3 protein-coding genes and 4 tRNA genes are annotated in these 7,196 nt (G+C 64.2%); 5 read left to right on the top strand and 2 right to left on the bottom strand.

Annotated features, from left to right (window positions below):
- Positions 1–126 precede the first annotated feature (126 nt).
- On the bottom strand, positions 127–1,047 hold the full coding sequence (gene rdgC, locus ACK1U9_RS16865; protein WP_013971401.1) for a recombination-associated protein RdgC: 921 nt from the start codon (positions 1,045–1,047) through the stop codon (positions 127–129).
- Positions 1,048–1,264: 217 nt separating this feature from the next.
- Between rdgC and ACK1U9_RS16870 the strand changes: the two genes are divergently transcribed.
- From ACK1U9_RS16870 to ACK1U9_RS16885, 4 genes are all read left to right on the top strand, one after another.
- Positions 1,265–1,340: transfer RNA gene (locus tag ACK1U9_RS16870), tRNA-Val, on the top strand.
- Positions 1,341–1,353: 13 nt separating this feature from the next.
- Positions 1,354–1,430: transfer RNA gene (locus ACK1U9_RS16875), tRNA-Asp, on the top strand.
- A gap of 170 nt (positions 1,431–1,600) precedes the next feature.
- Positions 1,601–1,676: transfer RNA gene (locus ACK1U9_RS16880), tRNA-Val, on the top strand.
- 13 nt (positions 1,677–1,689) lie between these two features.
- A tRNA-Asp gene (locus tag ACK1U9_RS16885) sits at positions 1,690–1,766 on the top strand.
- Positions 1,767–1,980: 214 nt separating this feature from the next.
- Here the strand turns inward: ACK1U9_RS16885 and map are convergent.
- Positions 1,981–2,829: a type I methionyl aminopeptidase gene (gene map, locus ACK1U9_RS16890; RefSeq protein ID WP_108481212.1), complete on the bottom strand. Its 849-nt coding sequence runs from the start codon at positions 2,827–2,829 to the stop codon at positions 1,981–1,983.
- A gap of 264 nt (positions 2,830–3,093) precedes the next feature.
- Here map and ACK1U9_RS16895 point away from each other — a divergent pair, with 264 nt between their 5' ends.
- Positions 3,094–7,119: a bifunctional nitrate reductase/sulfite reductase flavoprotein subunit alpha gene (locus tag ACK1U9_RS16895; RefSeq protein ID WP_108481214.1), complete on the top strand. Its 4,026-nt coding sequence runs from the start codon at positions 3,094–3,096 to the stop codon at positions 7,117–7,119.
- Positions 7,120–7,196: the final 77 nt, after the last annotated feature.

A 7,196-nucleotide genomic window follows, 5' to 3' on the forward strand; every position in this document is an offset into this window, starting at 1 on the left:
CCCGCTCCCACAGGTACACCACAGTACTCAGAAACTGTGGTGTACCTGTGGGAGCGGGCAAGCCCGCGAAGAGGCCAGTACTGTCTGAGGATATATCCCAGGCCAGCACCGGCATTTCAAAACCAGTCAGACCCCTTGCGGAATCTCTTCCCCACCCAGCGCCTCGAACAGCACCGGCAGGAATTCGGCAAAGGTCATCATCATGAGCTGGAAGCTGGCATCGAACTGCTGGGCAGCCTCATCGCCACCATCCTGTTCGGCCTGCTCCTGCAGCAGCTCTTCGAACTTCAGGCGCTTGATCACCATCTTGTCATCCAGAATGAACGACAGCTTGTCCTGCCAGGCCAGGGCCAGCTGGGTAACCACCTTGCCGGTGCTCAAGTGCAGCTGGATTTCCTCGCCGGTCAGGTCCTGGCGCTTGCAGCGCACGATACCGCCATCTTCGGCGGTGTCGCGCAGTTCGCATTCGTCCAGCACATAGAAGCCTTCGGCAGCTTCCTGCGACTTGACCCACTCGGTCATGGTGGCAACCGGTGCGATTTTCACGGTGGCCGGGCGCACCGGCAGCGAGCCCATCACTTCACGCAGGGTCGACAACAGGTCTTCGGCACGCTTGGCGCTGGCCGAGTTGACCAGAATCACGCCCAGGCGCGGGGCAATGGCGGCGAAGATCATCGAGCGGCGGATGAACGCGCGCGGCAGGAAGGCCTGGATGATCTCGTCCTTGATCTGGTCGCGTTCCTTTTTATAGACCTTGCGCATCTGCTCGGTCTCGATCTCTTCCACCTTTTCCTTCACCGCGTCGTTGACCACGCTGCTGGGCAGGATGCGTTCTTCCTTGCGCGCGGCAATCAGCAGGTACTCGCCGCTGACATGCACCAGGGGAGCGTCTTCGCCCTTGCCGAATGGCGCGACGAAACCATAGGTGGTCAGCTCCTGGCTGGCGCAGGGGCGGGCCGGCTTGCTGGCCAGGGCCGCTTCCAGCGCTTCAGGCTCGAACGGGACTTCCTGGGTCAGGCGGTAGGTCAGCAGGTTCTTGAACCACATGAGGGGCAATCTCTCCTTAATGCATAAGGCGGGCATTATTCTCCGAGCGGTGCTCTCAGGCCAACCCTGTCGGAGTGCCAGTAGCTGTGGCTGGATGTAAAGATGCACGTGGCAACGCTAGGTCTTTGAAAGACCTGAGGTTTTTTTTGAAAAAAGTTTAAAAAGTGCTTGCCAGGGTACGGGGCCGTCCGTAGAATGCGCGCCACACCGAGACGAAGGGTGATTAGCTCAGCCGGGAGAGCATCTGCCTTACAAGCAGAGGGTCGGCGGTTCGATCCCGTCATCACCCACCACTCGATGTTTAGCGCAGCGGTAGTTCAGTCGGTTAGAATACCGGCCTGTCACGCCGGGGGTCGCGGGTTCGAGTCCCGTCCGCTGCGCCATATTCCACTTCCAGGGCCTACTGAACACCCGGAAGTAACAGAGAAAGCGACCTCAGGGTCGCTTTTTTTGTGCCTGTGATTTGGTGTTTTCGAGAAATTTGCAAAAAGTTTGATAAGTGCTTGCCAGAGCGGAAAGTCGCCCGTAGAATGCGCGCCACACCGAGAGACATGGGTGATTAGCTCAGCCGGGAGAGCATCTGCCTTACAAGCAGAGGGTCGGCGGTTCGATCCCGTCATCACCCACCACTCGATGTTTAGCGCAGCGGTAGTTCAGTCGGTTAGAATACCGGCCTGTCACGCCGGGGGTCGCGGGTTCGAGTCCCGTCCGCTGCGCCATATTCCACTTCCAGGGCCTACTGAACACCCGGAAGTAACAGAGAAAGCGACCTTAGGGTCGCTTTTTTTGTTTCTGCATTGAGCAAAAAACCAACAGGCGCTGCCTGGCCCCTGTGGGAGCGGGTTTACCCGCGAAGAATGCGACACGGTGCATGGCACCGGCTTTGCCGGTGTTCGCGGGTGAACCCGCTCCCACAGAGGATCTGTAGCAATTTCAGCGGCGACGCTCTTCTTCCCGTAAGGTCAGCACCTCGACCCCATCCTCGGTCACCGCCACGGTATGCTCCCACTGCGCCGACAAGCTGTGGTCGCGGGTAATCACCGTCCAGCCATCCTTCAGCGTGCGCGTCCCGCGTCCGCCCTGGTTGATCATCGGTTCGATGGTAAACACCATCCCCGGCTTCAACTTCAGGCCCATCCCGCGCTGGCCAATGTGCAGCACCTCGGGCCCTTCATGCATCTGCTGGCCAATGCCATGCCCGCAATACTCACGCACGACGCTGTAGCCCGCCGCTTCGGCATGGGTCTGGATGGCATGGCCGATATCACCCAGCGTAGCCCCGGGGCGTACCTGTTCGATGCCTTTCCATAGCGCGCCATAGGTGGTGTCGATCAGGCGCTGCGCCTCATCGCTGATCGGCCCGATGCTGTACATCTTCGACGAGTCGGCGATATAGCCGCCTTGTTCCAGGGTGATGTCGACGTTGATGATCGAGCCTTCTTTCAGCACTTCACCGACCTTGGGCATTCCATGGCATACCACATGGTCCACCGAGGTGTTGAGCGAATAGGGGAAGCCATACTGGCCCTTGCTCGCCGGGCGAGCCTTGAGCGTGCCGACGATGAACGCCTCGGCGCGGTCGTTGATCTGCATGGTTGTCACGCCGGGGCGGATGAAGCTGTCGAGGTCGGCGAACACCTGGGCAAGCAGTTGGCCGGCGCGGCGCATCAGGTCGAGTTGGGCGGGGGTCTTGATAATCACCTGGGACATGGGGGGAGGGCAGTGGCTCGTGTTGGAATGTGCCCCAGCATAGCGCCATGGGGTGTGGGGTTGCCATTGCATGGTGCATAGCCTGTACCGGCCTCTTCGCGGGCACGCCCGCTCCCATAGGTGCAGCACCGCTCTCAGGCCTTGCGATATCCCTGTGGGAGCGGGCATGCCCGCGAAAGGGGCGCACAGCTGGCCCATAAATTGCTGTTTCACCTCCATCCAGGGCTATCAACGTCGACAGCCCGCAAAACTTCACGACAAAGGCGCCGTGTTGCCCCGCTTGCCTAGCAAGCAGGGCAGCCGGCGCCTTTTTTCGTTCCCTACAGGAGCCCGCCCATGGCCAACAGCGAAGTGCGCAGCGTTTGCCCCTACTGCGGCGTCGGTTGCGGCATTGTCATGAGCGTTGCCGATGGCAAGGTTGGCAAGATCAGCGGCGACAAGCAGCACCCCAGCAATTTCGGCCGCCTGTGCACCAAAGGCCTCACCGCACACCTGCCGCTGACCGCCGCCGGGCGCATGAATGATGCCTATGTGCGCCAGCAGCGCAGCCAGCAGCCAGCGCGTACCGGCATCGACCAGGCCATCGCCGCCGCCGCTGCGCGCTTGCGCGGCATCATCGACCAGCACGGCCCCGACGCCGTGGCGCTCTACGTGTCCGGGCAGATGTCGCTGGAGGCCCAGTACCTGGCCAACAAGCTGGCCAAGGGCTTTATCCGCACCCGCCACATCGAGTCCAACTCGCGCCTGTGCATGGCCAGTGCCGGCAGCGGCTACAAGCTGTCGCTCGGTGCCGATGGCCCGCCCGGCAGCTACCAGGACTTCGAGCACGCCGACGTATTCCTGGTGATTGGCGCCAACATGGCCGACTGTCACCCGATCCTGTTCCTGCGCCTGCTCGACCGGGTCAAGGCGGGGGCCAAGCTGATCGTCGTCGACCCGCGGCGCAGCGCCACCGCCGACAAGGCCGACCTGTTTCTGCAGGTGCGCCCCGGTAGCGACATGGCCTTGCTCAACGGCCTGCTGCACCTGCTGCTGCGTAACGGCCACACCGACCCCGACTTCATCGCCCGCCACACCGAAGGCTGGGACGAACTGCCGGCCTTTCTCGATGACTACACCCCTGACCGGGTGGCCGCAATAACCGGGCTGGCCGAGGCCGACATCATCAGGGCAGCCGAATGGATCGGCAGCGCCAGCAGCTGGATGAGCTGCTGGACCATGGGCCTGAACCAGAGCATCCACGGCACCTGGCACACCAATGCGATCTGCAACCTGCACCTGGCCACTGGCGCCATCTGCCGCCCCGGCAGCGGGCCGTTTTCGCTGACCGGCCAACCCAATGCCATGGGGGGCCGCGAGATGGGCTACATGGGCCCTGGCCTGCCTGGCCAGCGCTCGGCGCTGGTGGCGCAAGACCGCGCCTTCGTCGAGCAGCAGTGGCAACTGCCTCCGGGCAGCCTGCGCAGCGAAGGCGGCGATGGCACGGTGGCGCTGTTCGAGCAGATGAAAAGCGGTGCGGTAAAGGCCTGCTGGGTCATCTGCAGCAACCCGGTGGCCAGTGTCGCCAACCGGCAGCAGGTGATCGACGGCCTGCGTCAGGCCGAACTGGTGATTACCCAGGATGCCTTCCTCGACACCGAGACCAACCGCTACGCCGACATCCTGCTACCGGCTGCGCTGTGGGCCGAAGGCGAGGGCGTGATGATCAACAGCGAGCGCAACCTCACTCTCATGCCGCGCGCCGTCGAGCCGCCCGGGCAGAGCCTGCCAGACTGGCAGATCATCGCCCGGGTCGCCTGTGCCATGGGCTACGCCGACGCCTTCGACTACCCCGATGCGGAAGCTGTGTACGAGGAGATTCGCCGCTTTCACAACCCAACCACCGGCTACGACCTACGTGGCATCGGCTATGCCGAACTGCGCGAGCAGCCGCGCCAGTGGCCCTGCGCCCCGGGCCGTGACAACCCGCGCAGCCCGCTGCGCTATCGCAACGACGGCAGCAGCCAGACGCTGTTGCACCATGCCCAGGGCGAGTGCCCGGTGTTGGCCTTCCCGACCGCCAGCGGCAAGGCCCGCTTCTTGGCCCGGCCCTGGTTGCCAGCAGCGGAACTGCCGGATGCCGATTACCCCATGGTGCTGAATACAGGCCGCGTGCAGCACCAGTGGCACACCCTGACCAAGACCGGCAAGGTACCGGCGCTGAACAAGCTGGAGCCCGGCCCCTTCGTGGAAATCCACCGCGAAGATGCTGCCCGGCTAGGCATCGCCGAAAAGGACCAGGTGGCCATTCGCTCGCGCCGCGGGCAGGCCGTGCTACCCGCGCGGATCAGCGACCGGGTCATGCCTGGCAACTGCTTTGCCCCGTTCCACTGGAACGACCTGGTCGGCGAGCAACTGGCGATCAACGCCGTGACCTGCGATGCGGTCGACCCGCTGTCGTTGCAGCCGGCGTTCAAGCATTGTGCCGTGACCCTGGAGCGGGTTGCCGGTGAGCGCATCGAAGCCCTTGATCTGAACACTGCCAATCCGGAGCCTGCCCGCATGCCGACCGCCACCCTGTCCCGTCTGCTTGGCCTGGACACCCTGCCAGCCCCGGTGCTGGCCGAGGAAGAGCGCCATTATCTGCAAGGCTTCCTGCTAGGCCTGGACCAGGCGCGCGCCGAGGGCGTGCCCTGCCTGCCGGCCAGTGCGCCGCTGGCCGCCAACCGCCGGCTGTTCATCGATGGCTTGCTGGCCGGGCTGTTCGCCCAGCCGGCGGTGCTGCCCGATGCAGCGTTGATAGCACCACGGCACCAGGTGCTGTGGGCTTCGCAAACCGGCAACGGCGAGCTGTTGGCCGAACGCTGTGCCGAGCGCCTGCGCGGTGCCGGCCTCGACGTGCAGCTCAGTTGCATGGAAGCGGTCAGCCCGCGCCAACTGCAGGGCGCCGCCAGCGTGGTGCTGATCGCCAGCACCTTTGGCGATGGCGACGCGCCCGACAGCGCAGCGGCGTTCTGGCAAGCCTTGCAGGGCGAGGAGGGCGCCCACTGCGCCGAACTGCCTTTTGCCGTGCTGGCCCTGGGCGACTCCAGTTACGACCAGTTCTGCGGCTTTGGCCGCAAGCTCGACCAACGCCTGGCCGAGCTGGGCGGGCGGCGCCTGCTGCAGCGGGTGGACTGCGAGCCGGACTTCGACGACGCCTTCGCCGCCTGGCTGGATGCGCTGCTGCCTACGCTAGGCAGCGCTGCTGCACTGCAAGCGGTCACCGAGCCTGCGCCCGTGGCGACCTATGGCAAGCAGCAACCCTGGGCTGCCACCTTGCTGGAAAACCGCCTGCTCAACGGCCCGGGTGCCAGCAAGGAAACCCGTCAACTGGTGTTCGACCTGAGCGGCAGCGGTTTTACCTATGCCGCCGGTGATGCCTTGGGCGTGTGGCCGCGCAACTGTCCGGCCCTGGTCGACGAACTGCTGGTGTTGATGCAGCTCGATGGCCAGACCATGGTTCAGCTGAAAGGCCAACCCGCCATGCCGCTGACCGAAGCCCTGCAAGCGCACCTGGAGATTGCCAGGGTCACCACGCAGCAGCTGCTGGCCTTCGCCGGCAATGCCCCGGACCTGCAGCGCCTGCTGCAGCCCGAGTGCAAGGCCGAGCTGCAGGACTGGTTGTGGGGGCGGCAACTGGTCGATGTGCTGCGCGCCTTCCCCCAAAAGCTGCCGCTGGCCAGCTGGCTGGAGCTGCTCAAACCGTTGCAGCCGCGCCTGTATTCGATCAGCTCCAGCCCGCTGGCACACCCGCAGCAGGTGCACCTGACCGTTTCCACGGTGCGCTATGGAGCGCGAAAAGGGGTGTGTTCAAGCTTCCTTGCCGACCGTGCGCAGGCGCTGAAAGTGGCCATTTTCCCGCAAGTGTCGAAGCACTTTCGCCTGCCCGAGGATGACAGCGTGCCGGTGATCATGGTTGGCCCCGGCACCGGCATTGCGCCGTTCAGGGCCTTTCTCGAAGAGCGAGAGGCACGTGGGGCGAAAGGGGCCAACTGGCTGTTCTTCGGCGAGCAGTACGCGGCCACCGATTTCTATTACCAGGAGCAGCTGCAGGCCTGGCAGGCTGCAGGGCACCTGCGTCTGGACACGGCGTTTTCACGCGACCAGGCCGAGAAGGTCTATGTGCAGCAGCGCATGCTCGAACAGGGCGCGCAGTTGTGGCAGTGGCTGGAGGCGGGGGCGTACTTCTACGTGTGTGGCGATGCGCAGCGCATGGCCAAGGATGTGGATGCGGCGTTGCGGGCGATCGTCGCCGAGCATGGCGGCATGGATGCAGGGGCTGCTGCGGCTTATGTCGAAGCGCTGGGCAGGGCCAAGCGGTATCGGCGGGATGTGTATTGATGTGCACCGGGATGGGGTGTTGTGCACTGTGAATGTGCATGACCTGTGCCGGCCTCTTCGCGGGGGAAACCCCAACC

The organism is Pseudomonas sp. XP1, from assembly GCF_053557675.1.